This is a genomic window from Psychrobacter proteolyticus, from assembly GCF_003350005.1.
GTDB classification, from domain to species: domain Bacteria; phylum Pseudomonadota; class Gammaproteobacteria; order Pseudomonadales; family Moraxellaceae; genus Psychrobacter; species Psychrobacter proteolyticus.
Genome location: NZ_QLKS01000018.1, coordinates 1 through 1441 on the forward strand (window position 1 = coordinate 1; position 1441 = coordinate 1441).

The following is a 1441-nucleotide window of genomic DNA, read 5'->3' on the forward strand; positions in this document are numbered from 1 at the left end:
GCTACTGGAAAGTCGATAGTACAGAAGATCAGCATAAAATCGTCAAAAGTCAGGATGCGCAAACGGAAGAGCAATAAATATCTACTTTCAAATCAAAAAAAGGGTGGGACTAATATTAGTCCCACCCTTTTTTATCAATCATTATCTATCACGCTTCGACCGCTCTCCCCCCTTTAACCCGACTAATCGTCAGCCCCGTAAACCCGAATAGCAGCGTCAGTAGCAGTGACAAATAACAGAAGAATGCATAAGGCAAGTAATCTAATACCGGCACCCCTAACGCTTGGCTAATAAACACCCCGCACACACTCCAAGGCACTAATGGATTAATCACCGTTCCTGCATCCTCAATCGTCCGAGATAAATTCTTAGGATGTAAATGTAAGCGCTCAAACGTCGACCGAAATGCCGTACCTGATAATAGAATACTCAAATACTGCTCACCGATCAGCACGTTAATGCTCAGTGCCGACATCGCGGCCGCAAAGATAGCTCGTCCTGATGTCGTCAATGTATCCTTAATACCAGATAATAGTGCTGGCAAAATCCCTAGTGCCGTTAATAGACCGCCTAAGCTTAATGCCAGTATCACAATCGCCTGAGTAAAGAACATACTCTGTACACCGCCACGCGACAGCATACCACCTACCTCACCCAGCTCTAATGACTCAGCAGGAGCATACCCTGCAAACAGATAACCACCCAACTGTCCAAAGCTTGGTGAGCTATGGATATAAGTAATGATGAGTGCCGCGGCAATAGTACAGACAATCGTATAAATCGCATTGACCCGAAACAGTGCCAATCCGACTAATACGACAAACGGCAATACCGAATACCCATGTACCAGACCACTGTCTATTAACTGTCCTTGTAGTATGGTCACTTGACTCAGATCAGCACTGGTCGTCTGTCCTGAGAACATCCAGAACAAGATCACCGTCAGTATCCACGCAGGTACGGTTGTATACATCATATTGCGAATGTGCTCAAACAGATCAATACCCACTACTGAGGATGCAATGGTACAAGTATCAGATAATGGTGACATCTTATCGCCGAAGAACGCCCCTGATACCACAGCCCCTGCCGCTATCGCCACATTGGCATCAAAGGCGTTACTCATACCAATAAACGCCACGCCAAGCGTTGCTGCAGTCGTCAAACTACTACCCAATGCGATACCGATAATAGAGGTTAAGATAAAGGCAGAGATATAGTAGTACTCAGGTGAGATCAGCTGAAAGCCTACATACATGAGCGTAGGTATAGCACCCGACATCATCAAAGCCGCAACCATCAATCCGATAAAGAAGAACAAATAGATGGCACCAATACCGCGCATGACACCTGAGGCCATTTGCGCTTGCATGTCATCAAAGCTAAGTCCTTTGTACATACCGATAGCAAGTAGCACACAGATAGCCAATATAAGAGACAG

Annotated in this window: 1 protein-coding gene; it reads right to left on the reverse strand. The window is 45.7% G+C overall.

What is annotated here, in order from left to right; translation table 11 throughout:
• Positions 1-148 precede the first annotated feature (148 nt).
• Positions 149-1441, reverse strand: a 1293-nt coding sequence (locus DXK30_RS12670) for a Na+/H+ antiporter NhaC family protein (protein WP_114701990.1), incomplete at its 5' end; no start/stop codon positions are given.